21 protein-coding genes and 1 tRNA gene are annotated in these 22,324 nt (G+C 70.7%); 12 read left to right on the forward strand and 10 right to left on the reverse strand.

Annotation, left to right across the window (positions count from 1 at the left end; all coding sequences use genetic code 11):
* From WQO_RS30905 to WQO_RS30915, 3 genes are read left to right on the forward strand one after another with little or no spacing between them, the layout of a single operon-like run.
* Complete coding sequence (locus WQO_RS30905; RefSeq protein WP_006128964.1) at positions 1–372, forward strand: DUF742 domain-containing protein; 372 nt, start codon at positions 1–3, stop codon at positions 370–372.
* Positions 350–973 (forward strand): GTP-binding protein, encoded by a 624-nt coding sequence (locus WQO_RS30910; RefSeq protein ID WP_010057974.1) that lies wholly within the window; start codon positions 350–352, stop codon positions 971–973. Before WQO_RS30905 ends, WQO_RS30910 begins: the two co-directional genes overlap by 23 nt.
* On the forward strand, positions 970–1,554 hold the full coding sequence (locus WQO_RS30915) for a GAF domain-containing protein (RefSeq protein WP_010057973.1): 585 nt from the start codon (positions 970–972) through the stop codon (positions 1,552–1,554). The genes WQO_RS30910 and WQO_RS30915 overlap by 4 nt, the downstream gene beginning before the upstream one ends.
* A gap of 42 nt (positions 1,555–1,596) precedes the next feature.
* On the opposite strand, the gene WQO_RS30920 is transcribed toward WQO_RS30915, so the two are convergent.
* Positions 1,597–2,619, reverse strand: coding sequence for a LacI family DNA-binding transcriptional regulator (locus WQO_RS30920; RefSeq protein ID WP_010057972.1), 1,023 nt, complete (start codon positions 2,617–2,619; stop codon positions 1,597–1,599).
* Between the two features lie 255 nt (positions 2,620–2,874).
* Here WQO_RS30920 and WQO_RS30925 point away from each other — a divergent pair, with 255 nt between their 5' ends.
* Genes WQO_RS30925 through WQO_RS30935 form a run of 3 tightly spaced genes read left to right on the forward strand, consistent with a single transcriptional unit; the run spans position 2,875 to position 5,621 of the window.
* Positions 2,875–3,738 (forward strand): ABC transporter permease, encoded by an 864-nt coding sequence (locus WQO_RS30925; RefSeq protein WP_058954160.1) that lies wholly within the window; start codon positions 2,875–2,877, stop codon positions 3,736–3,738.
* Positions 3,739–3,774: 36 nt separating this feature from the next.
* Entirely contained in the window at positions 3,775–4,794 is a 1,020-nt protein-coding gene (locus WQO_RS30930) for an ABC transporter substrate-binding protein (protein WP_010057969.1), read from the forward strand.
* Positions 4,791–5,621, forward strand: coding sequence for an ABC transporter ATP-binding protein (locus tag WQO_RS30935; protein ID WP_010057968.1), 831 nt, complete (start codon positions 4,791–4,793; stop codon positions 5,619–5,621). The genes WQO_RS30930 and WQO_RS30935 overlap by 4 nt, the downstream gene beginning before the upstream one ends.
* Positions 5,622–5,708: 87 nt before the next feature.
* On the opposite strand, the gene WQO_RS30940 is transcribed toward WQO_RS30935, so the two are convergent.
* Positions 5,709–6,119, reverse strand: coding sequence for a hypothetical protein (locus WQO_RS30940; protein WP_029182038.1), 411 nt, complete (start codon positions 6,117–6,119; stop codon positions 5,709–5,711).
* A 124-nt stretch (positions 6,120–6,243) separates the two neighbouring features.
* Here WQO_RS30940 and WQO_RS30945 point away from each other — a divergent pair, with 124 nt between their 5' ends.
* Positions 6,244–7,194 carry an NAD-dependent epimerase/dehydratase family protein gene (locus WQO_RS30945; RefSeq protein ID WP_010057964.1) on the forward strand — a complete coding sequence of 317 codons (951 nt, stop codon included), beginning with the start codon at positions 6,244–6,246 and terminating at the stop codon, positions 7,192–7,194.
* A 61-nt stretch (positions 7,195–7,255) separates the two neighbouring features.
* Here WQO_RS30945 and WQO_RS30950 read toward each other — a convergent pair whose 3' ends face one another.
* Complete coding sequence (locus WQO_RS30950) at positions 7,256–7,984, reverse strand: sugar phosphate isomerase/epimerase family protein (protein ID WP_335339694.1); 729 nt, start codon at positions 7,982–7,984, stop codon at positions 7,256–7,258.
* A gap of 197 nt (positions 7,985–8,181) precedes the next feature.
* Positions 8,182–11,682, reverse strand: coding sequence for a ThuA domain-containing protein (locus WQO_RS30955; protein WP_010057961.1), 3,501 nt, complete (start codon positions 11,680–11,682; stop codon positions 8,182–8,184).
* A gap of 301 nt (positions 11,683–11,983) precedes the next feature.
* Here WQO_RS30955 and WQO_RS30960 point away from each other — a divergent pair, with 301 nt between their 5' ends.
* The gene (locus WQO_RS30960; RefSeq protein ID WP_029182037.1) at positions 11,984–12,373 is read left to right on the forward strand and encodes an MmcQ/YjbR family DNA-binding protein; all 390 of its coding nucleotides are present in this window, start codon (positions 11,984–11,986) and stop codon (positions 12,371–12,373) included.
* Positions 12,374–12,428: 55 nt separating this feature from the next.
* On the opposite strand, the gene WQO_RS30965 is transcribed toward WQO_RS30960, so the two are convergent.
* Both WQO_RS30965 and WQO_RS30970 read right to left on the reverse strand, forming a co-directional pair.
* On the reverse strand, positions 12,429–13,331 hold the full coding sequence (locus tag WQO_RS30965; protein WP_010057959.1) for a transketolase family protein: 903 nt from the start codon (positions 13,329–13,331) through the stop codon (positions 12,429–12,431).
* A gap of 34 nt (positions 13,332–13,365) precedes the next feature.
* Positions 13,366–14,103, reverse strand: coding sequence for a thiamine pyrophosphate-dependent enzyme (locus WQO_RS30970; RefSeq protein ID WP_010057958.1), 738 nt, complete (start codon positions 14,101–14,103; stop codon positions 13,366–13,368).
* 127 nt (positions 14,104–14,230) lie between these two features.
* On the opposite strand from WQO_RS30970, the gene WQO_RS30975 reads away from it, so the two are divergent.
* Positions 14,231–14,304: transfer RNA gene (locus WQO_RS30975), tRNA-Pro, on the forward strand.
* A 243-nt stretch (positions 14,305–14,547) separates the two neighbouring features.
* Here WQO_RS30975 and WQO_RS30980 read toward each other — a convergent pair.
* The gene (locus tag WQO_RS30980; RefSeq protein WP_029182036.1) at positions 14,548–15,729 is read right to left on the reverse strand and encodes a serine hydrolase domain-containing protein; all 1,182 of its coding nucleotides are present in this window, start codon (positions 15,727–15,729) and stop codon (positions 14,548–14,550) included.
* A 218-nt stretch (positions 15,730–15,947) separates the two neighbouring features.
* On the opposite strand from WQO_RS30980, the gene WQO_RS30985 reads away from it, so the two are divergent.
* From WQO_RS30985 to WQO_RS30995, 3 genes are all read left to right on the forward strand, one after another.
* The gene (locus tag WQO_RS30985; protein WP_073822208.1) at positions 15,948–16,616 is read left to right on the forward strand and encodes an alpha/beta hydrolase; all 669 of its coding nucleotides are present in this window, start codon (positions 15,948–15,950) and stop codon (positions 16,614–16,616) included.
* A 33-nt stretch (positions 16,617–16,649) separates the two neighbouring features.
* Complete coding sequence (locus tag WQO_RS30990) at positions 16,650–17,156, forward strand: GNAT family N-acetyltransferase (RefSeq protein ID WP_010057953.1); 507 nt, start codon at positions 16,650–16,652, stop codon at positions 17,154–17,156.
* Positions 17,157–17,303: 147 nt separating this feature from the next.
* Entirely contained in the window at positions 17,304–19,370 is a 2,067-nt protein-coding gene (locus tag WQO_RS30995) for a phosphocholine-specific phospholipase C (protein WP_010057952.1), read from the forward strand.
* An 81-nt stretch (positions 19,371–19,451) separates the two neighbouring features.
* Here WQO_RS30995 and WQO_RS31000 read toward each other — a convergent pair whose 3' ends face one another.
* The 3 genes from WQO_RS31000 to WQO_RS31010 form a co-directional block, all read right to left on the reverse strand.
* Entirely contained in the window at positions 19,452–20,363 is a 912-nt protein-coding gene (locus WQO_RS31000) for a DUF2510 domain-containing protein (protein ID WP_079055668.1), read from the reverse strand.
* A 121-nt stretch (positions 20,364–20,484) separates the two neighbouring features.
* Positions 20,485–21,177 (reverse strand): response regulator, encoded by a 693-nt coding sequence (locus WQO_RS31005; protein ID WP_032747879.1) that lies wholly within the window; start codon positions 21,175–21,177, stop codon positions 20,485–20,487.
* Between the two features lie 2 nt (positions 21,178–21,179).
* Positions 21,180–22,142 carry a HAMP domain-containing sensor histidine kinase gene (locus WQO_RS31010; protein WP_010057949.1) on the reverse strand — a complete coding sequence of 321 codons (963 nt, stop codon included), beginning with the start codon at positions 22,140–22,142 and terminating at the stop codon, positions 21,180–21,182.
* Between the last annotated feature and the right edge of the window lie 182 nt (positions 22,143–22,324).

Below are 22,324 nucleotides of genomic sequence, written 5' to 3' on the forward strand. Positions count from 1 at the left end.
ATGCCGGCCCCGCAGGACGGGCCCCTGCTCGACGACGCGGCCGGCCGGCTGATCCGCCCGTACACGATCAGCAACGGCCGGACCCGGCCGTCCACCGCGTTCGACCTGCTGTCCCTGATCATGGCCACGGGCATCGAGCCGGACATCCCGCTCGGCCCGGAACACACCGTCGCCCTCGGCATGTGTGAAGGGCCGATGTCCGTCGCCGAGATCGCCGCACACCTCCGGCTGCCCGCGGTCGTCGCCAAGGTCATCCTCTCCGACCTGGTCGCCTGCGGCGCGGTCACCGCGCACGCCCCCGCTTTCCACGACATGCCCACCGACCGATCCCTGCTGGAGGCAGTGCTCGATGGTTTACGACGACAGCTCTGACCGCACCGGAACCGCCGAGTTCTTTCCCGTGGCCCTCAAGGTTCTGGTCGCCGGAGGATTCGGCGTCGGCAAGACGACGTTCGTGGGCGCGGTCAGCGAGATCGCCCCGTTGTCCACCGAGGAGTTGCTGACCCAGAGCAGTGTGGGCACGGACAACCTGGAAGGCGTCGAGTCCAAGACGGCCACCACCGTCGCCATGGACTTCGGCCGGATCACCCTCTCCGAGCAGCACGTGCTCTACCTGTTCGGCACACCGGGCCAGGAGCGCTTCTGGTTCATGTGGGACGAGCTCTCCCAGGGCGCGCTCGGAGCGGTCGTGCTGGCCGACACCCGGCGCCTCGCCGAATGCTTCGGCGCGATCGACTTCTTCGAACGGCGCGGCATCGGATTCATCGTCGCCGTCAACGAGTTCGACGGCGCCTACCGCTACGAGCCGGACGAGATCCGCGCCGCGCTCGACCTCGGGCCCGAGGTGCCCGTCGTCCTGTGCGACGCCCGGATCGCCAGCTCCGGCACGGGCGCCCTCGTCACCCTGGTCCAGCACCTCATCAACGCCACCTCGGCGCCCGCCCCACTCCAGACCTTCGGAGCCCACCCGTGACATCCTTCGCCACCGGCCGGATGCTCCTCACGCCCACCGACCGGCACGGCCCGGCCCGCGCCAAGCGGCTGCGCAAACTGGACCTCGGCGAACGCCCCGACGCCTCGTACGACAACTTCGACGCCTTCGCCGACAAGGTGGCCGAAGTCACCGCCACGCCCTTCTCGATGGTCAACTTCATCGACGAGAACCGGCAGTTCTTCGCGGGACTGCACACCCCGGCGGGCAACCGCGGTGGCCAGGACCTCGGTTCGGCCGCGGCGGGCAGCAACCGCAGCAGCCGCTACATGGCCCGCGACCACGGCTACTGCCCGCACGTCCTCGTCCGGCGCAAGGCCCTCGTCCTCGACGACGTCTGCGACTACCCGCGCTTCGCGGGCAATCCGGTGGTGGACGACATAGGCATCCGCTCCTACCTCGGGGCGCCGCTGATCGACCGTACCGGCATCGCGCTGGGCACCGTCTGTGCCGTCGACACCGTGCCACGCCCCTGGGGGCGGGCCGGGCTCGACACCATCAAGTCGCTCGCCCATGAACTCGTCCGCCAGATCGACGACCGGGAGGGCCACCGCACCGTCTGACACCGCCGACCCGCACCCCGCACGGCGGCACGGCGCGGACGATCAACTCCCGGGCGGCGCACCGGTACTGCCCCGCAGGACCACGTTCCCCTCGATCCGCAGCACCCGGGAACGACCCGCCCCCGACGGCGTCCGCAGGGCGAGGGCGATCACCTGCTCACCCATCTCCGTGAGCGGCAGCGCCACCGTGGTCAGCGGCGGCGACACCTCCCGTACGACGGGGATGTCGTCGAACCCCGCGAGCGACATGTCCTCGGGGACGCGCACACCGGCCTCCCGCAGCGCGGCCAGCGCGCCGACCGCCATCACATCGGTCACCGCGAAGACGCAGGTGGGCCGTGCGCCCCCGGTGGTCAGCAGCTGACGAGCCGCCGCGTGCCCGCCCTCCCGGGTGAACGCGCCCCGCACCACCCGTCGAAGGGTGATGCCCGCGGCGGCGAGCCCCTCCCGGAACCCGGCCAACCGGTCGGCCACCGTGGTCAGTTCGGGAGGACCGCTGAGCACCGCGAAGTCCCGGTGCCCCAGCTCCACCAGCGAGGCCGCGAGCGCCGCCGCCCCGGCCCGGTTCTCCGGCTGGACGGTGTCCACCCGCATCGACCGGTGTCGGCTGACCACCGCGACCCGGCCGCCCGCCCGGACGTACGGCTCCAACTCGGCGTCCATCGCCCGCTCCCAGGCCCGGTCCTGGAAGCCGGAGCCGATCAGCAGGATGGCCCGCGCCCGCTGGGCCCGCAGCATCGAGACGTACGCGATCTCCCGTGCCGGTTCCCGGAAGGTGGAGGCGAGCATCACCAGCAGATCCTGCTCGGCGGCCGCCCGCATCACCCCGCTCGCGATGCCCGCGAAGTACGGGTCGCCCACGTCGTGGCAGATCAGCCCCACCGTACGGTTGCCCTCGGCGCTGGCGAGTGCCTGGGCGTGGGCGTTGGGGATGTAGCCGAGGAGGTCGGCCGCCGCGCGCACCCGGCCGCGCAGGTCGTCGCGGACCCGGGTGGTGCCGTTGAGGGCCCGGGACGCGGTGGCGAGCGATACGCCGGCCTCGCGCGCCACCGCGTCCAGCGTCACATGGGCGGCGGGGGCCCGACGTCGCGTATCGGGGTGGACCGGTGTTTCCCGTTCACTCAACTCGACCCCCAGGGGTGCGGTGGTGGCAGGGCCCCGAAACTTCGGGACGACCTCTTGACCGTGCGCGGGAGCAGTCATTAGCGTGGCGGCACCTTACCAGAAAGCGCTTTCTGAAAGCGCCTTCACGGATAGGTCCGCAGCATCGCAGCATTGCACAGCTCTCCACAACTGCCCCCGAAGTTCAGGGAGTTCACCGTGAGCCAGAGCGCGCTCAGCAAGCGCCCCGCCGATGTGGCAGGGGTCGCCCGCAGGGCCGGTCCCACGATGGGGGAGCGGCTCGCCCGCGCGGCGGAACAGAGCTGGCGGCCCCTCGCCCTGCTGCTGGCCGCCCTGGTGGTCTGGTGGGCGATCGCGGCCGCCGAGCTGATCGAGGCCTACCTCGTGCCGTCGCCCGGTGCGACGCTCGACGTCCTGACCTCGAAGGCCGGATACCTCTGGCAGCACACCTGGGTGACGACGTACGAGACGCTCCTCGGCTTCGCCATCGCGGTCGTCGTCGGGGTGCTGGCCGCGGTGGTGATGGTCTACTCCTCGACGGTCGAGCGCACGCTCTATCCGGTCCTGCTCTTCGCCCAGGTCGTGCCGAAGATCGCCATCGCCCCGCTCTTCGTGGTGTGGCTCGGGTTCGGCATCGCGCCCAAGATCCTCATCGCCGTGCTCATCGCCTTCTTCCCGGTGGTGATCTCGATGGTCACCGGGCTCAAGGCCGTCGACCCGGAGATGCTCCAACTGTCCGCCACGATGGGGGCGAAGCCCTGGCAGACCTTCGTGAAGATCCGCTTCCCGGCGTCCCTGCCGCATCTGTTCTCCGGACTCAAGGTGGCCGTCACCCTCGCGGTGACCGGCGCGGTCGTCGGCGAGTTCGTCGGAGCGAACGAAGGGCTCGGCTACGTCATCCTCCAGGCCAACGGCAACCTCGACACACCGATGCTCTTCGCGGGGCTGCTGGTGATGTCGCTGATCGGCGTCGTGCTGTTCGTCGTCGTCGAGATCGCCGAGAAGCTGCTCCTGCCGTGGCACGCCAGCCGCCGGGACACCTCGGCCACCACCACGTTCTGAACCACGCACCGACCTCCTCGTGAGAAGGGCCAGCCCATGCATGCGCGCAGACTTCTGATCGGTGTCGTTCCCCTCGTCCTGGTGGCCACCGCCTGCGGCGGTGAGGACGCGTCGACCAGCACCAGCGACTCCGGCAAGAAGCTGGACAAGGTCACGCTGACGCTCAACTGGTATCCGTACGGCGAACACGCGCCGTTCTACTACGGCAAGCAGCAGAAGATCTTCGAGAAGCACGGCATCGACCTGGACATCCGGGCGGGCCAGGGCTCCCAGAAGACGGTCCAGGCGGCGGCCGCCGGCCAGACCGACTTCGGCTGGGCCGACACCCCGGCCCTGCTCGCGGGCGTCGACCAGGGCGTGAAGGTGAAGAGCCTCGGTGTCTTCCTCCAGACGACCCCGGCCTCCGTGCAGTCCTTCGACGCGAAGGGCATCGAGGGGCCCGGTGACCTGAAGGGGCGGACGATCGCCGGGACGGCCGGGGACGCGCTGTCCAAGACCTTCCCGATCTTCCTGAAGAAGAACGGCATCGGGGAGTCCGATGTCACCGTCCAGAACACCGACCCGGCGGGCAAGATCGCCGCGGTGATCTCCGGAAAGACCGACGGCCTCCTCGGCTACGCGAGCGACCAGGGCCCGACCATGCAGGACAAGGCCAAGAAGCCGGTCTCCTACGTCCGCTTCTCCGAGCACGGCCTGAACTTCTACTCCAACGGGCTGCTCGCCGGACAGAAGATCCTCGCCTCGAAGCAGGCGGTGGCGGAGCGCATGGTGAAGGCGGTCAGCGAGGCCTGGGCGGCCGCCGCGAAGGCGCCCGAGCCGGCGGTGGCGGCCATGGAGGGAGCCTCCGAGCAACTGCCGCCGAAGACCGTGCTGTCCGAGCAGTTCGCGACGACGCTGACCCTGCTCCACACGGCGGCGACCGAGGGCAAGGCGCCCGGCGTCAACACCGAGGAGGACTGGCAGCAGACCATCGACGTGTTCGCCGAGGCCGGCATGGTCACGAAGCCGAAGGCCGTCGGTGAGTACTGGGACACGAAGACGGCGCTGAAGGGATGACGATGCCGAAGCAGCAGACGACACCGCGCGTCCCGGCCGCCGCGGGCGCGGGCCCGGCGGCCGGGGTCCGGCTCTCGGACGTGGCGGTCCGCTTCCGCAGCAAGAAGCGCGATGTCACCGCGCTCAGCGATGTCTCGCTGGACGTGGCGCCGGGGGAGTTCGTCGCCATCGTCGGACCGTCCGGGTGCGGCAAGTCCACCCTCCTCAAACTGGTGGCCGGCCTGCTCACCGCCTCCTCGGGGGACGTCCTGCTCGGCGGCGAGCGCGTCACCGGCCCCCGGCACGACATCGGTTACGTCTTCCAGCGCGCGGCCCTGCTGGAGTGGCGCTCGGCGCTGCGCAACATCCTGCTCCAGGCCGAGATCCGCCGCATGGAGCCGGCCGTGGCGCGCGCCCGGGCCGACGAGCTGATCCGGATGACCGGACTGGGCGGGTTCGAGGATGCCTACCCGCACGAGCTCTCCGGCGGTATGCAGCAACGCGTCGCGCTCTGCCGGGCGTTGCTGCACGAACCGCCGGTCCTCCTCATGGACGAGCCCTTCGGGGCGCTGGACGCTCTCACCCGCGAGCAGATGAACACCGAGCTGAACCGCATCTGGCGCACCACCGGCACCACGGTCCTGCTGGTCACCCACTCCATCTCCGAGGCCGTCTATCTGGCCGACCGGGTGGTGGTGATGAGCCCGCGTCCCGGCACCGTCACGGAGATCATCGAGGTCGGCCTGCCCGCCGAGCGCGACTACAGCGAGACGCTGGGCCGCCCGGAGTTCCGGGCGGCGGCGGCACACATCCGCGACCTGCTGGGGGCGGTGTCCGCGCACGACTGAGGGTGTCCACGGAGAAGGTTCGGTCCCGGGCAGGGTTTTCGTGCCCGGGACCGACGCGTTACGGGTCGTGGTGCGCCCGCCCGAGAACTAGGGCCGCACCGCTTCGGCCGCGACGCCGACCGCGCGCAATCTCCGCGCCAGCAGCTCGATCTCGGGCCCGGTGCCGTGATGGCCACCGCCGCGTATCAGCTCCAGCAGCGCCCGCGTCTCGGAGAGCGTCCGATCGCCGTCGTTCCGCAGAACGCGGAGGATCGGCAGCCGCCGCGCTCGGACGTCCGAGAGGATCAATCTGGCCGCGCCGTGTTCGGCGAGCATCCGGGTGCGCAACCGGTCGGGGAGGGTGTCGCCGCACACCAGCACCGCCGCCCCGCAGCCGGGACACAGGTGCTCCTCGTCCCATCGCAGCCGGTCGCCCACCACGGCCTGTGTTCCCGAGCAGTGCTGGGCCGCCCCGCAGGCATCGCAGGGGGCCGACCAATGGATCGTTGCGCAGTCCACCGCGACCGCACCTCTCTTGGCAGGAAAGCTCATTTCCGTTAAGGATTCTAACTGGAGCTCTTGTGAGGTGCTATAGCTGTCGTTATAGTCTCTAACGAAAGTGAACGCCCCGAAGGGACATCTCATGGCCATCACCCACGCCCTCCACACCGTCCTCGGCTCCGGACCCGCCGGTACCGCCCTCGCCCGCGAGCTGGTCCGCCGGGGCCACGCCGTCCGGCTGGTCGACCGATCGGGGAGCGGCCCCGCGCTCGAAGGCGTCGAGCGGTACGCCGCCGATGTCGCCACCGCCGACGGCGCCCGCGACGCCGTGGCCGGGGCCGCCGTCGTGTACCACTGCGTCAATGTCGGCTATCACCTCCAGGTGGAGGTCATGCCGAAGATCCAGGAGGCGGTCCTCGACGCCGCCGAGGCGGAGGGCGCGCGGCTCGTCGTGCTCGACACGCTCTACCCGTACGGGGAGACGCACGGCGCGGTGATGACCGAGGACTCCCCGTGGAACGCCACCACCCGCAAGGGGCGGATGCGGGCCGAGCTGGATGCCCGCTATCTCGCCGCCCACCGCGAGGGCCGGCTCCCCGTCGTCCTCGGGCGCTCCGCCGACTTCTTCGGGCCCGGGGTCCTCAACTCCACGCTCGGCGGGGCCGTCTTCCCGGCCGCGCTCACCGGACAGCCCGTGCCCGCGCTCGGCGACATCGACCTGCCGCACAGCTACACCTACATCGAGGATGTCGCGACCGGCCTCGCCACCCTCGGTGAACACCCGGACGCCGACGGCCGCGTCTGGCACCTGCCCACCGCACCGGCACGCACCACCCGGGAGATCCTGGCGTTCGTCGAGCAACGCACCGGCCGGCCCGTCGGCCTGACCGTCGTCGCCGAACCCCGACCCTTCGGCCCGTTCGACGAGACCTTCATGGCGGAGTACGCCGAGATGTTCTACCAGCACACCGAACCGCAGATCCTCGACTCCTCCGCCGTCGAGAAGGCCTACGGACTCACCTCCACCCCGCTGGAGACGGCACTGGACGCCACCCTCGCCTGGTACGGGGAGTTCCTCGCCGCCCGCCGCTGAGAAGGGGTACGGCCCCGGGCGCCGTACCGCACACCCGGGGCCGGACCATCGCTACGACAGCTCAGTAGCGCAGCCGGGACAGATACCGGTAGCTGGCCCGCGCCGAGGCGAACGGATCGGCCGGGGCGTCGTGCTCCACCAGCCACTGCTTCACCCCGCCCTGCCGCGCGGTGTCGAACATCGCCGGGAAGTCCAGGATCCCCGACCCGACCTCCGCGAAGTCCCCGTTGGGCGCCATGTCCTTCACATGGAGGGCGGGGAAGCGCCCCCGGTGCCGGACGAACAGTTCGCCCGGGTCGGAGGAGCCGCCGTCGGCCGCCCAGTACAGATCCAGCTCGAAGCCGACCAGCTCCGGATCGGTCTCGTTCAGCAGGATGTCGTACAGGCTGACACCGTCCACCACTTCATGGTCGCTGCCGTGATTGTGGTAGAGCAGCTTGAGCCCGGACTCCCGGGCGGCCAGACCCGCCCGGTTGAACTGCCGTGCCACCTCCCGGTATCCGCCCGGCGAGTGCAGCGAACCGGGCAGGCTCGGCACCACGATCCACTGACCGCCCAGCGTGTGGACGTCCTCCAGCGCCTGCGGCAGCCCCGAGCCGGTCACGATGTCGTAGCCGACATGCTCCAGCACCGCCTTGAGCCGGGTCCGGTCCAGCATCTGCCGGATCGCGGCGGGGGAGTTGCCGTGCCGACCGCTGACACCGACCGTCGCGTACCCGATCTCCGCGAGCTGCTCCAGCGTCCCGGCGAAGTCCGCCGCGAGCGGGGTTCGCATCGTGTACAGGTGCATGCCGATGCCCGACGGCGGGATCCGGCGGCAGCCCCGCGGGGCCGTCGCGGCGGCCGGGACCGCGCCGAGGCCGACGGCGGCCACCGCGCCCAACGCCGTACCGAGAAAGGATCTTCGGGCTCCGTTCGCGTGCTGCGTTCCCACGGGACTCCTCACTTCGCGTCGATTCACGCCCCACCGGCTCCCTGCGCGCCGACTCACTCGACGTCGATGCGGACGGCGCCGGTGGTCGTGTCGCCCTTGTTGTCGGTGACCGTCAGATGCGCGGTGTAGGCGCCCTTGCGGTCGTAGGTGTGCGTCGCCGTCGGCCCCTCGGTACCGGACGGCTTCACGTTGTCGCCGAAGTCCCAGTGGTACGAGGCGATCGTGCGGCCTTCGGCGGGCTCGACCGTGCTGCTGAGCGACACGGCCGACGGAGCGGTACCGGAAGCCGGTTCGGCCTTCACCGCCACCGTCGTCCCGCCCTGCTTCTCCACTCCCGGGCCGTTGAAGTGCAGCCAGTCGACCGACAGCAGATCGGCCTTGTCGGGACCCCAGTCCGGGTTGGTGAAGACCGCGTACAGCGTCGCCGAGCCGCCCGGGTCCTTCAGCTCCGTCGTCGGGGAGATCAGCTTGTCGTAGCCGCCTGTGTTGGGGATCTCGACCGAACCCAGCAGCTCACCGGTGGGGGAGCCGGCCCGGAACTCCACCGTGCCGCCGAGCCCGCCGGAGGACGCGCCGACCGTCACCGAGTCGACATTCTTGAGGTTCACCGGGTCGAAGCCGACCCAGTCGCCGTCCTCGATCTCGATCAGCCGCTTCCCGCCGGACGCGTCGGCCCGACTCCCGATTTCCGCACCGCCGTTGGCACCACCGGTCGCCGTGCGGTGCTCGGCCTCACGGAAGGAGGTGCGCAGCGTCAGCGAGGTGGAGCCGGTCAGCGCCGGGGCGTCCGGGGCTCCCTTGTCCTCGTACTGGGCGGTGATCCCGTAGTAGAGGTTCTGTCCCGGGCCGTGGCTGTCCCCGGCGTCCGTGACGATCTCGCCCGTGCAGCCGGTGTAGTTGTCCAGCGGATGCAGATGGGTGTCATGGCCGAGCTGCGACTGCACCACGACCCGCGAGCAGTCGATGGGCCCGGTCTCGTCGTCCTCCGCGTCGGTCACCTTCACCGTGAAGGGGATCGTGTCCCCGAAGCTGAACATCCCGCCGTCCGGCGGCTGTTGGATCGTCACCTCGGGCCGGGTGTTGCCCACCGTGATGTCCTGCACCGCGAGCGCCGTCAGCTCGTCGGGGCCGGTCACGGTGAGCCGCGCGGTGTGCAGCCCCTTCGCGGTGTACGTGTGCGAGGGGGCGGCCTCGGTGGAGTCCGTGGTGCCGTCGCCGTCGAAGTCCCAGGCATAGGTGATTGGTTGATCGCCGGGCAGCCCCGAACCCTCGCTGGAGAACTTCACGGTCAACGGGTCCGGTCCGCTGTCCCGGTCGACGGAGATCTTGGCGTCGGGCAGCCGGCCGTCGCCCACGTAGTCGATCCGGTAGATCCCCGCACCCTCGTTGCTGCCGCCCCGGCCGGTACCACTGCCGAGACCGAAGTCGATGACGTACAGCGCCCCGTCGGGACCGAAGTCCGCGTCGAAGGGCTGGTTCCACTCCATGTCCTCGAAGATGCCGTTGACCGAATGGAGGTCGCCCGCCTTCACCGGGTCGAACCGGGGGTCGGAGAACGTCTGGTCCTCGCTCTGGTACGAGAACGTCTTGAACCACCGGCGGGTCAGCTCGTAGTTGAACGCCTTTCCCTCGAAGTACTCGGGGAACTTGGTGCGGTAGGTGTTGTCCGGGTCGTAGTCGTACACCGGACCGCCCATCGGACCGCCGCCCCCGGTGCCCACCTCCGGGAACTCGGCCGACGCGGAGTACGCGTACCAGACCGTGGCGGGCTGGGCCGGCGGCAGCTCCCGCAACCCGGTGTTGTTCGGCGAGTCGTTGACCAGCGCCCCGCAGTCGAACTTCGGGCCGGACGTCTTCGTCGCGAAGTCGTAGTCGTTGAACGGGGTGTTGTCGCCGATGCAGTACGGCCAGCCGAAGTTGCCCGCCTCGGTGATACGGGTGTACTCGACCGTGCCCTCCGGACCCCGGTCCGCCTTCGCCTCGCGGGCGTCGGGGCCGTAGTCCGCGACCATCAGGGCACCGCTGATCGGATCGGTGGTGATCCGGAACGGGTTGCGCATCCCCATCGCGTAGATCTCGGGCCTGGTCTTCTCCGTACCCGGGGCGAAAAGGTTCCCCTCGGGTACGGAGTACGTCCCGTCATCCTCGGGGGTGATCCGCAGGACCTTGCCCCGCAGGTCATTGGTGTTGCCCGCGGTCATCTGCGCGTCCCAGGCGCGGCGGCCCTCGCCCTCGTCGATCGGCGTGAAGCCGTCCGAGGCGAACGGGTCGGTGTTGTCGCCGGTCGCCGCGTACAGGTTGCCGTCCTTGTCGAAGGCGAGCGAACCGGCCATGTGCGAGTTGGCCCGCCCCTCGCCGCGCAGCGTCGGCACGGTCAGCAGCCGCTTTTCGGAGGCCGGGTCGACGGTGTTGCCGTCAGCGGTGAAGCGGGACAGGTTCAGGCGCTTCTCGACCTTGTCGGAGTAGAGCAGATACAGCCAGTTGTTCTCGGCGAATCCGGGGTCGAGCGTGAGACCCAGCAGGCCGTCCGACTGGCTGGTCATCTCCGGGGTGTACGCGAAGTCCAGCGCGGTGGAGACCTTCATCGTCTCCTGGTCGATCACCTTCAGCTTCCCGGTCCGCTGGGCGAAGAACACCCGGCGGTCGGGGGCGACGGCCAGCTCGAACGGGTCGGCCAGATCGCTCGTGGCCAGCGGGGTCCGCTGGAACGAACCGGTGCGCGTCGCGGTGCAGTCGCCCTCCGCCGCACCGGCCGCCCACTGGATGCCGCCGAGCAGGTGCTGGACGAACGCCTCCTCCTGGAAGGCCGCCTTGTCGTGCCCGCCCGCCGTGAACCAGGACCGGCCCCCGTCGTAGTTCTGGCACCAGGAGAACGGGTGGTCGACGCCCTCGTCGAGCCCGTCGATGCCGTCGCGCACCTTGATCTGGGCGAGGGTGTGCACCTTGGACGTGGGGTTGGTGCGCCAGTTGTACCACTCCTCCTGGCGCTCCCAGAGGTCGGGAAGGTGCTGAGTCGAAGGGTGCGCGTGGTCGAGGACCTTGATCCGGCCGGTCTGCGGGGTGGGGTGCTTGTCGAAGATCGCGCCGACCAGGCCCTCGTACCACTCCCAGTCCCGCTCACTGGCGGACGCGGAGTGCAGCCCGACCCAGCCGCCGCCCGCCCGGATGTACCGCTGCAGGGCGGAACGCTCCTCAGCGTTCAGCAAGTCACCCGTCTCCGGTGTGGAGTTGGTGTTGTTGAAGACGACCGCCTGGAAGCGGCCGAGGTCCGCGTCGTTGAAGACCGAGGAGTCGGCGGTGGCCTCCACCGCGAAACCGTGCTCGGCCCCGAGCTTCTCGATGGCCTCGATGCCCGCCGGGATCGAGGGGTGGTCGGAGTTGGTGACCTCGGAGTAGACGAGCACCCGGTACGCGTCGGCTGCCTGCGCGCCGGCCGGTGACGCCACCAGCAGGGCGAGGACCAGCGCCAGGAGCGAGGTGACGGCGATGAGGGGGGACGGGCCGCCGGGGGATCGGCCGACGCGGCCGGCCCGGCGTAACGAACGGCGTCTCATGGGGCGCTCCCTGTGCGGTAGAAGCCGACTGCGGGGTGTATAGAAAGCGCTTTCTGACGTACGCCGTTCAGAGTAGGTTCAGCTCTCCGACGCGGTCAATGGGTCTGCGGGGCCCACTGCGCCGGGCGAGGCGCGGGGCGCGGAATCCCGGTCATGGAGTCCGGCGCAGGGCGCGAGGTCGCGGTCATGCGGTGCGGCGCGGGGCGCTGGATGCGATGCCGGCCGCGGGTGGATGTCGGTGCCGGGCGTTACGGTCGAATCCCGGCAGCGCACCGCCGGGTCCCTCGAAACGGAGTCCGGGATGACCGCCGACGCCACGATCACCGCCGCCGACGTCCGCTCGGCCGCGCTCTCCCTCCCCGACACCACCGAGAAGCTCGCCTGGGGGCAGCCCACCTTCCGGGTGGCGGGCAGGATCTTCGCCTCGCTCGGCGACGACGAGACGTCGATGGGCGTGAAGTGCCCCCGGGAGGGCCGTGCCGAGCTGATCGCCGCCGAGCCGGAGAAGTTCTTCATCCGCGAGGGGCACGACGACCACTACGCGTGGATGCGCGTCCGGCTGGCCGCGCTGGAGGACGCGGACGAGCTGACCGCCGTCCTCGCCGACTCCTGGCGGCAGGTCGCCCCGCGCCGGCTGGCGGCCGCGCATCCGGAGCTGGCCGCCCCGGGGCCGGACGCGCCGGGGGAGTAAGGCGGCCGAGTGCGGCGGCAGGCCGTCGAGGTCCCCCCGGGGGGACATGCGCCGGTCAGGGGCGCAGGAATCCGCTGATCCGCTCCTCCAGGCCCTGCGGGTCCAGCCCGTGGGCCGTGAGGTGCTCCTCCATCTGCCCGTACCGCCGGAGCTCGGCGCGGCCCACGCCCAGCCCGAGCACCCGGTGGGGGAGATCCATGAGCGCCTCGCCCGCGGCCGCGGAGGAAGTGCCCGCGAGATACGGCTCCACGATCACCACGTCCGCGTTCGTGGCCGCTCCGACGGCCCGCCGCACCCTTTCCGCGTCGAAGGGCCGAACCGTCGTCGCGTACAGCACGGTGACGTCCAGCCCTTCGGTGGCGGCGAGGACGTTGTCGAGCATGGGGCCGACGGCGATCACGGTCCCGCGCCGCCCCTCGCGCACCACGGAGAACCCGGAACCACCGCTCACCCGCCGCGCCTCCCGGTTCTCCTGGAGCGAAAGGCGTACGTACACCCGGTCGTCGCCGGTGACCGCCTCCCGCAGCAGGGCCTCGGCCTCGTCCGGATGGCCCGGCACGTGCACCGTCCAGCCGTCCAGCGTGTCGAGAAGGGCGACATCACCGGGTGCCATATGGGTGAAGCCTCCGGCCGGCCAGTCGTACGAGCCGGCGGCGCTCACCAGGATGCCGCCGACGTCCTGATGCCCGAAGTCCAGCTTGACCTGCTCGAACGGGCGCTCGACCAGGAAGCTGGCGAAGGTGTGCACGATCGGCCGCATGCCCGTCAGTGCCATGCCGGCGCCGGCTCCGACCAGCAGCTGTTCCCGGATGCCCACGTTGATCACCCGGTCCGGGTGGGAGCGCCGGGCCGGGGCGAAGCCGTCGGCGCTGATGTCGGCGAGCACGACGGCCAGCCGTGGCTCCTCGTCCAGGAGCTGCGAGGCGGTGCTGATGAATCGGTCACGCATGGTGTCCATGAAGGGTCCCTCCCGGGTTCTCGGTCTGCCGCCGTCAGTTCTTGGGTTCGACGCGGGCGACGACGGCCAGCGGCCTGCCTGGGTGGGGCGTGGTGAACGCCTCGTGCAGGGCCTCGTGGTCGCGGCCGTCCACGGTCACCGCGTCCCATCCGGCAGACGCGAAGCGGGAAGCGATCCCGCCGGGCCAGCCGTGGGTGGCGGACGCGTTGTCGATCACGAGGGTGTGCAGCTGTTCGAGTCCGGCAGGGCCCGCGTGGGCGATGGCCTCGTGGTTGCTGCCCTCGTCCAGCTCGGCGTCGCCGATCAGGACCCAGACCCGGGGATCGGTGAGGCCCTGGGCGCGCAGCCCCAACACCGTCCCGACGGCGAGCGGCAGCCCGTGTCCCAGGGACCCGCTGCCGATCTCCGCCCCCGGCACCAGCAGCCGGTCGGGGTGGTGGCCGAGCGGTGAGTCGTACGCCCCGAAGCCGGGCAGCAGTGCCTTGTCGAAGAATCCGTGCGCGGCGAGGACCGCGTAGTAGGCCATCGGCCCGTGCCCCTTGGACAGCAGGAAGCGGTCGCGCCCGGGATCGTCGGCCGTGTCCGGTGTGACCCGGAGCACCCGGTCGTAGAGGACCCACAGGGCGTCGAGCGTGGAGTGGGCGGCGGGGGCGTGCTTCTCCGCGCCGGTCATCAGGGCGATCAGCCGGGGCAGATCCCGGAAGTCGGGCGAGGGTGCGGGCGCGGGCGCGGCATGGCGGTCGGGGGCCGGTGCGGCTGTCGTGTTCGTCATGACCCAGAGCGTCCAACATCAACCATGGTTGAGGTCAAGAGGGGAATGGTGTTGGTGACCACCTGCCGGAGTGCGGTATTGTTCTCATGCGCGTTCGGCCGGGGGAAACCCCAGGTCAGGCGGGCAGCGGGACGTGGCGCAGCTTGGTAGCGCACTTGACTGGGGGTCAAGGGGTCGCAGGTTCAAATCCTGTCGTCCCGACTGGAGACAGTCGTAGATCAGGGCCGGTTTCGGAGCAATCCGAAACCGGCCCTTGATCGTTTTTGGGGACCGGTTGGGCGGCCACGGCATCGCACGCCTCACCCGCGCTGTGCGCGCCCGCCGCGACCGGGCCGGATCGGATCGGACGGGCGCTCCGATCGGATTGGACGGGCGCTCCGGCCTTGCCCTGGAGGCTGTTGCGCAACAGCGATCACCCGGCGCCCTCCGCCCGGGGCGGACGCCTCAGTTGCAGAACGCGGTGTCCGTTGCGGACATGACCGCCTTCGCGCTCTTCTCGGCATCGCTGAAGGTTCCGGGGAGCGCGGTCACCGCCAGGCCGACGGAGCGGCCGTCGTCGGTGGCGCCGCCCCGGGTCTCGTAGCCGTCGATGTCGCCGCCGTGCCCCCAGTACGCACCGCCGCAGCTCAGCGGGATGCTGAAGACGCCGAGGCCGTAGCGCCAGCCGGGCATGAGGGGCGCGTCGACCGTCCTGCGCATCTCGGCCAGCTGTTCGGGTGCGAGGAGCTTTCCGTCGAGGAGGAGGCGGGCGAACTTCGCGAGGTCGCTCGGCGTGGAGATCATCTGGCCGGCGGCTCCGCCCCAGGACGGATCCATGCGTGTGGCGTCGACGACCGTGCCGTTCTCCAGGCTGCTGAGGGCGTAGCCGCGAGCGTGAGGCTTGGGGACGGTCATGTCCCCGGGCTGCGGCCAGGAGGTGTGGCGCAGCCCCGCCTTCCGGATCACGCGCTCGGTGATCTGCTCCTGCACCGGCCGTTCGGTGACCTTCTCGATCAGCATGCCCGCGAGCAGGTAGTTGGTGTTGCTGTACTTCCACTTGGTGCCCGGTGCGAATTCCGCCGGTTGGTCCAGAGCGGCGGCGAGCAGATCGTGCGGATGGAAGAACTTGTGCTGGATCCTCGCGAAGTTCTCCAGGCCGATGTGCTCGGTGTAGTTGGGCAGGCCGCTGGTGTGCTGCAGCAGTTGCCGCACGGTGATCTTCCTGCCGTCGATGCCCTCGCCGCGTACCACTGCGGGCAGGTACGTCTCGACGGGCTCGTCCAGTGCGACCTTGCCCTCGGCCACCAGTTGCAGGACCACGACCGCGGTGAACGTCTTGGTGTTGCTGCCCGCCCGTACGTAGCCGTCGTGCGGGACCGGAGCCTGTTCGCCGAGCCGCGCGGACCCGGAGACCAGCGAGGAGGTACGGCCGTCCTTGCGGACCCATGCGAAGGCGGCGGGGAACTTGTCCTCGCTCACCAAGGCGTCGAGGCTCTTCTGGAGGGCCCTGTCCTTGCTGCCCCGTCCGGGTGTGTCCTCGGGAGGATTCGCCACGGCGGCAACGGTGGTGGCGGATCCCACCAGGCCTGCCGCCGCTATGACCAGCAGGCACCTGCGCAGCTTTGACGTGGTTGTCTTCGGTGTCATCAGCACTCCTTGGTATCCGGTTCGGGCACTGAAGATCCTGCCGGGGGCCGCGGTCGAGGTCAGTGGCGCGGACCCCCGGATTCCGGCGGGGGCGGCCTCCACCGGGCAGGTACACCTGAGGACACCTCGGCGGTCCGCCGGGGCACGCGATCGCGGGCCTTGTGGCGACCGACGCCTATGATCGCCAGCCGGAATCCGATCCCGAGGAGGCGGGCCAACTGCCGACCGTCGTGCTCGTCCATGGCCTGTACCACCGCCCCGAGCACTTCGACGCGGTGGCGCGACGCCTGCGGTCCTCGGGGGTCGACGCCGTCGCCCCGGAACTCCACCGAGGCTCGCTGGCGGCCGACACGGAGGCGGTCCAGGCCGCCGTCGACGCCCTGCATGAGCCACCGCTGCTGCTCGGGCACTCCTACGGCGGATCCGTGATCACCGGAGTGCGCGGAGCTTGCCATCTGGTCTATCTGGCGGCCTTCGTCCTGGACACCGGGGAGAGCGCGGCCGCCCTGGGCGGGGCATCCGCGGAACTCCGGGACGCGATCAGGCCCGAGCCCGACGGCTCGACCAGCCTGCGTCCCGACCGGGCCGCCGACGTCCTCTACGACGACTGCCCCGAACCACTCGCCGCCCGGGCGGTCGGCCTGCTCCGACCCCAAGCCCCCGGCTGCGGACGAGGAGTTCCGCACCGCCACAGCTGGAAGGACACCCCCTCCACCTACGTCGTCTGCGGGCAGGACCGGGCCATCGACCCCGCCCTGCAAAGGACGATGGCCTCACGCTGCACCGAGGTACGCGAGTGGGGTACCGGCCACTCCCCGTTCGTCGGGCAGCCCCGCCTCCTCGTGGGACTGCTGCGGGAACTGCTCGTACCGAGGCACCGGCCGTAGTGCGCGAGCAGCCCATAGGCCAGAGTGGGGCGCATGTCCACCACGTACACGACCATGCCGTTCCACCTGGAGACCGAGCGCCTGATACTCCGGCCGTGGGCCGAATCCGACGCCGCCGCATTCTGTGACCTCCTCGCCGAACGCGGCAACGGGAAGCCCCCGGTGGAGCGCATCCGGACGTCCATCGCGGAGTTCCTCGCCACGACGGAGACCACCGGGATCGCCCTGCTGCCCGTTCAGCGCCGCGAGGAGGGCGACTTCATCGGCTACTGCGGGCTGATCATCGGCCGCACCACCCTGGAGGAGCCCGAGATCGCGTACGAGCTGTTCCGGCATGCGCACGGGCGCGGTTACGCCACCGAGGCGGCCGGTGCCGTACTCCAAGCCGCCGCGGCGACCGGGCGCACACGGCTCTGGTCGACCGTCGGCACCTGGAACACCCCGTCGCTCCGGGTCCTGGAGAAGCTCGGATTCCAGCGGGATCACGTCTCCACGGAGGAGAACGGCGAAGTGGCCTGGCTCACACGCTCGTTGCCGTGAGGTGACGTCGCACGCGCTGGGCGTACCGCCGGCGTTAACCGATGCGTCACGGCCTCTTCCGTTCTGTTCGATTCTCTTGGAACATCCTGTTCGCTTCTGTTCCCCACGCTTCCATCCGTTCCCCACACTCCAAGAGGCCCCTCACTCATGGCAGATATGAATCGGCGCCGCTTCTTCCAGATAGCCGGTGCGACGGCGGGATTCGCCGCCCTGTCGGGCAGCATCGACCGCGCCGCCGCCATCCCCGCCCACCGTGCCTCCGGGACGATCAAGGATGTCGAGCACATCGTCGTCCTGATGCAGGAGAACCGTTCCTTCGACCACTACTTCGGCGCGCTGAAAGGCGTCCGGGGGTTCGGGGACCCGCGGCCCGTGACGCTGCCGAGCGGGAAGTCCGTCTGGCACCAGGCCGATGCGGCGGGCAAGGAGACCCTGCCGTTCCACCCCACCGCCGACGACCTGGGGATGCAGTTCCTCCAGGGCCTCAACCACGACTGGGCGGGCGGCCACCAGGCGTACAACGACGGGCGTTACGACCGGTGGATCCCGGCCAAGACACCCACGACGATGGCCTACCTGACCCGGGACGACATCCCCTTCCACTACGCGCTCGCCGACCGCTTCACCGTCTGCGACGCCTACCACTGCTCGTTCATCGGGGCCACCGACCCCAACCGCTACTACCTCTGGTCCGGTCACACCGGCAACGACGGCACCGGCGGCGGGCCCGTCCTCGGCAACGAGGAGAAGGGCTACGGCTGGACCACGTACCCCGAGCGGCTGGAGGAGGCCGGGATCTCCTGGAGGATCTACCAGGACATCGGCGACGGACTGGACGGCCCCGGCGGCTGGGGCTGGATCGACGACGCCTACCGCGGCAACTACGGCGACAACTCGCTGCTGTACTTCGACAAGTACCGCAACGCCCAGCCCGGCAACCCGCTCTACGACAAGGCGCGTACCGGTACGAACGTGGCCGCAGGTGACGACTACTTCGACGGGATCGCCGCCGACGTCAAGAACGGGAAGCTGCCCCAGATCTCCTGGGTCGCCGCCCCGGAGGCCTTCACCGAGCACTCCAACTTCCCGTCGAACTACGGCGCCTGGTACATCGCCCGCCTCCTGGACGCGCTGACGTCCGACCCCGAGGTGTGGAGCCGTACCGCCCTGTTCATCACCTACGACGAGAACGACGGCTTCTTCGACCACGTCGTACCACCCTACCCGCCGACCTCCGCGAACCAGGGCCTGTCCACGGCCGACACCTCCACCGAGGTGTACGCGGGCGGCTCCTCGTACGGCCCCGGCGTCTACGGGCTCGGGCCGCGCGTCCCGATGCTGGTCGTCTCGCCCTGGAGCACCGGCGGTTACGTCTGCTCCGAGACCTTCGACCACACCTCGGTGCTCCGCTTCATGGAGCAGCGCTTCGGGGTACGCGAGCCGAACATCTCACCGTGGCGGCGTGCTGTCTGCGGCGATCTGACCTCCGCCTTCGACTTCGCGTCCACGGAGCCCGCCCCCGGCGACCTGCCGGACACCGACGCCTATGAGCCGCCGGACCGCGAACGGCACCCGGACTACCGGCCCACCCCGCCCGCCGTCGGCTCGATGCCGAAGCAGGAGCCGGGCAGCCGCCCCACCCGGCCGCTTCCGTACGCCCCGTACGTCGACGGGGCCGTCGACACGGGCACCGGAAAGATCGCGCTCACCTTCAGCCCGGGGACGGCGGCCGGCGCGCAGTTCTACGTCACCTCCGGCAACCGCACCGACGCCCCGTGGACGTACACCGCCGAGGCGGGCAGGACGATCGCGGACGCCTGGAACTCCGCGTACTCCGGCGGCACCCACGACCTCACCGTCCACGGTCCGGGCGGCTTTCTGCGTACGTTCAGGAGCCCGGGTTCGACCGCCGGTCCCGAGGCCACCGCCCGGCACAACGACGGGAGCGGCAACCTCGACCTGACCCTCACCAACCCCGGCGACACCGAGGTCCGGCTCACGCTCGCCAACGCCGCCGCCTACGGGGGAGCGGAGCAGACGGTCACCGTCCGGCCAGGCGCCACGGTGTCGCGCACGATCGACCTGCGAGCCGGCAAGCGCTGGTACGACGTGTCCGTCACGGCCGAGGGCGACCCCGTCTTCCTGCGCCGCTTCGCCGGTCATGTCGAGACGGGGGCCGCCGGGGTCAGCGACCCCGCCACGGTCACCGGCTGAGGACGGGAACGGCGGGGCCCGGACCGCTCCCGGTCCGGGCCCCGCCGTTGTCCGTTCCGTGCGGGTGACGCGGTGTCCGGGTCAGACCTCGCCGCCGGTGCCGCCTTCGCCGACGGACGCGGCCTTGATCCCGCCCGTGATCTCGTCCAGGACGGACAGCTTCGGCGCGTCCTTGTTGATGTCGAACCCGGACCGGACCACGACGAGCATGTTCTTGGAGACGGGGGAGGGGAACACCAGCGATTCCACGTAACCGTCGTCGCCCTTCTCCGTCACCACCTTCCAGCGCACGACGTACCCCTTGCCGCCCGCCACGGTGACGGCCTCGGACTTCAGCTCCTCGTGCGAGGTGATCTTCCCGTAGCTCTTGCCGCCGTAGGACTCCGTGGCGTTGACGGTGATGTCCTTCTTCGCCGCCTCCTCCGGGTTCCCCTCGGTGAGCTTCATGGCGGCCGCCGGGGCGGAGAACACGCCGCCGCGCACGCAGGTCTCGGCGGTGTCGCCGGGGCACGCGTGCTCACCCGTCGTCAGTCCGGCACCGACCGCCCCGGATGTTCCCTTCCACCCCTTGGGCACGGGCATGCTGATCCCGGCGGCCAGGTCCGTGGCGAAGCCCGGCTCGGTCGGCGGGAGCTGTTCCTCCGGGCTCTGGCCTTCGCCGTTCCCTCCGTCGTCCCCCTCGCCGCCCTGGCCGCCGTCCTTGTCGCCGCCGTCCGGCGCGCCGGGCAGTTCGGGGGCGGCGGACGGCGAGGATGCGGCGGTGTCCGGCCGGCCGCCGCCACGGTCCTCGCCCAGCAGATACACGCCGCCCCCGATGGCGGCTAGCACCACCACGCCGACCGTCACGCCGACGCCGAGGCGGATCCCGCGGCGGCGTGCCGCACCGGGCGACGCGCGGACATGGCCGGTCCACTGTGCTCCGTCCCACCAGCGTTCCTGAGCGGGGCCTTTGCCTGAGTGCCCGGGGTCTGGATGCCAGCCGGGCGGGGTCATCTGGGTCACGGGGGCACCTTATGCGGATCGGGTGAGAATCACATGAACCGACCGCGCGTGCTCGCCCGGGGCCCCCTGTGCGCGCACCCGTACGAGTGCCGCACGCCCGCCCGGCGGCCCGTCAGGGCTCGATCAGTCCGGCCCTGATCGCGTAGCGGGTGAGCTCCAGACGGTCCCTGAGGCCGAGCTTCTGGAGCAGATTGGCGCGGTGCCGCTCCACCGTCTTGACGCTGATGACGAGCAGCTCGGCGATCTCCTTCGAGGAGTGGCCCTCGGCGACCAGCTTGAGGATCTCCTCCTCGCGCTCCGTGATGGCCCGCGCCGGCAGGTCCTCGCCGTCCTTCGCCCGGTCGAGGAAGTTGCGGATGAGCGCGGTGACCGCGCCCGGGTAGAGGAACGGCTCGTCGCGCATCGCCGCCCGGCAGGCCTCCACCAGGTCCCGGTCCGCGACCGACTTGAGGACGTACCCGGCGGCCCCCGCCTTCAACGCCTCGAAGAAATACTGCTCGTTGTCGTACATCGTGAGCATCAGGATGCGCAGGCCCGGCATGACCCGGGAGAGTTCGCGCGCCGCCTGGAGGCCGGTGAGGCGGGGCATCGCGATGTCCAGGATGACCAGGTCGGGCTGTTCGCTGCGGGCCATCTCGATGGCCTCGGCCCCGTCGCCGGCCTCGGCGACGACCGTCAGGTCCGGTTCGCCGTCGAGGATCAGCCGGACTCCGCGGCGTACGAGGGCGTGGTCGTCCGCCAGCAGGATGCGGGTCGGGGCTGCTGCGCCCCTGGTGGACGTGGCGATGGACGGAGAGGTGGGCATGGTCACTTGCTTCCGTTGCTTCCGTTCGGGACGGGCACGTCGAGACGTACTTCGGTGCCGCCCTGCGGCCCGGGACCGAGGGAGACCTCGGCGCCGATCAGCAGGGCGCGTTCGCGCATACCGCGCAGCCCGGCCCCCTCGGGGGCGTCCCCGAGACCGCGACCGTCGTCGCGGATGAGCAGCTCCACCCCGCCCGGGCTGCGCCGCAGCGAGAGTTCGAGGTGAGTGGCACAGGCGTGCCGGACCGTGTTGGTGAGGGCTTCCTGCGCGATCCGGTAGACGACCAGCTCGGCCTCCGCGCCCAACTCCGGCAGGTCCTTTCCCATCCGGCGGCGGATCGTCAGCCCGTCCGGCGTCGGGGTCTCGGTGATCAGCGCCGTCAACGCGCTCACCAGGCCCAGCTCCTCCAGCACTCCTGGCCGCAGCCGGCGCGCGATCCGGCGGATCTCGTCGAGCGACCCCCGGGTGATCTCCTGGACCTGCCGAAGCTCCCCGCGCAGCGGCTCCGGGGCGCTGTCCGCGACCCGCTTCAGCTCCAGCAGTACGGCGGTCAGCGTCTGCCCGACCTCGTCGTGCAGCTCCTGCGCCACGCGGCGGCGCTCGGCCTCCTGGGCGGAGAGAGCACGGGCACTGCTGGTGGCGCGCTCGGCCTCCAGCCGGTCCAGCATCGTGTTGAACGTCTCGATCAGCGCGGCGATCTCCCCGTGCCCCGCGACCTCGGGGCGCGGGCTCGGGCGCAGCAGATCGGTGGTCGTCATGGCACGGGTGACCCGTTGGAGCGGGAAGAGGCCGAGCCGGAGCAGTGCTGCGTTGGCCGCGAGCATGAAAGCGATGCCGCCGGTCAGGATCATGGCCTCGGTCAGCAGGACCGGGGTCGAGACGGTGATCGGCCCGAGCAGCAGCAGGGCGCCGGCCGCGACCAGCACGGCGGCGTTGAGCAGGAAGATCCGCCAGAACAGGGACAAGGGCGAACGGCTCCTTCGGAGGGTCGGGTCGTACGGTCGCGCTGACAGCCTCCACTATCGCCGCTGCGGCGGGGGCGCATGCCGTCGCCGGCCAGGGTGTGCACCGTAGTCCGGCGGTTCTGTCGGCCGGGCGTGCCGTTGGCCGCCTTCGCCCGGAGTCCGTTCCCGTCTGCATGGTGCGC

Source organism: Streptomyces globisporus C-1027 (assembly GCF_000261345.2).
Taxonomy (GTDB): Bacteria; Actinomycetota; Actinomycetes; order Streptomycetales; family Streptomycetaceae; genus Streptomyces; species Streptomyces pakalii.

Coding starts and splice junctions, on each gene's coding strand:
- WQO_RS30950 (WP_335339694.1), bottom strand. CDS start 7,984: ATGCACCTGTACACGATGCGAACCCCGCTCGCGGCGGACTTCGCCGGG.
- WQO_RS30910 (WP_010057974.1), top strand. CDS start 350: ATGGTTTACGACGACAGCTCTGACCGCACCGGAACCGCCGAGTTCTTT.
- WQO_RS30930 (WP_010057969.1), top strand. CDS start 3,775: ATGCATGCGCGCAGACTTCTGATCGGTGTCGTTCCCCTCGTCCTGGTG.
- WQO_RS30995 (WP_010057952.1), top strand. CDS start 17,304: ATGGCAGATATGAATCGGCGCCGCTTCTTCCAGATAGCCGGTGCGACG.
- WQO_RS30990 (WP_010057953.1), top strand. CDS start 16,650: ATGTCCACCACGTACACGACCATGCCGTTCCACCTGGAGACCGAGCGC.
- WQO_RS31005 (WP_032747879.1), bottom strand. CDS start 21,177: ATGCCCACCTCTCCGTCCATCGCCACGTCCACCAGGGGCGCAGCAGCC.
- WQO_RS30970 (WP_010057958.1), bottom strand. CDS start 14,103: ATGACGAACACGACAGCCGCACCGGCCCCCGACCGCCATGCCGCGCCC.
- WQO_RS30935 (WP_010057968.1), top strand. CDS start 4,791: ATGACGATGCCGAAGCAGCAGACGACACCGCGCGTCCCGGCCGCCGCG.
- WQO_RS30905 (WP_006128964.1), top strand. CDS start 1: ATGCCGGCCCCGCAGGACGGGCCCCTGCTCGACGACGCGGCCGGCCGG.
- WQO_RS30955 (WP_010057961.1), bottom strand. CDS start 11,682: ATGAGACGCCGTTCGTTACGCCGGGCCGGCCGCGTCGGCCGATCCCCC.
- WQO_RS31000 (WP_079055668.1), bottom strand. CDS start 20,363: ATGACCCCGCCCGGCTGGCATCCAGACCCCGGGCACTCAGGCAAAGGC.
- WQO_RS30945 (WP_010057964.1), top strand. CDS start 6,244: ATGGCCATCACCCACGCCCTCCACACCGTCCTCGGCTCCGGACCCGCC.
- WQO_RS30965 (WP_010057959.1), bottom strand. CDS start 13,331: ATGGACACCATGCGTGACCGATTCATCAGCACCGCCTCGCAGCTCCTG.
- WQO_RS30980 (WP_029182036.1), bottom strand. CDS start 15,729: ATGACACCGAAGACAACCACGTCAAAGCTGCGCAGGTGCCTGCTGGTC.
- WQO_RS30960 (WP_029182037.1), top strand. CDS start 11,984: ATGACCGCCGACGCCACGATCACCGCCGCCGACGTCCGCTCGGCCGCG.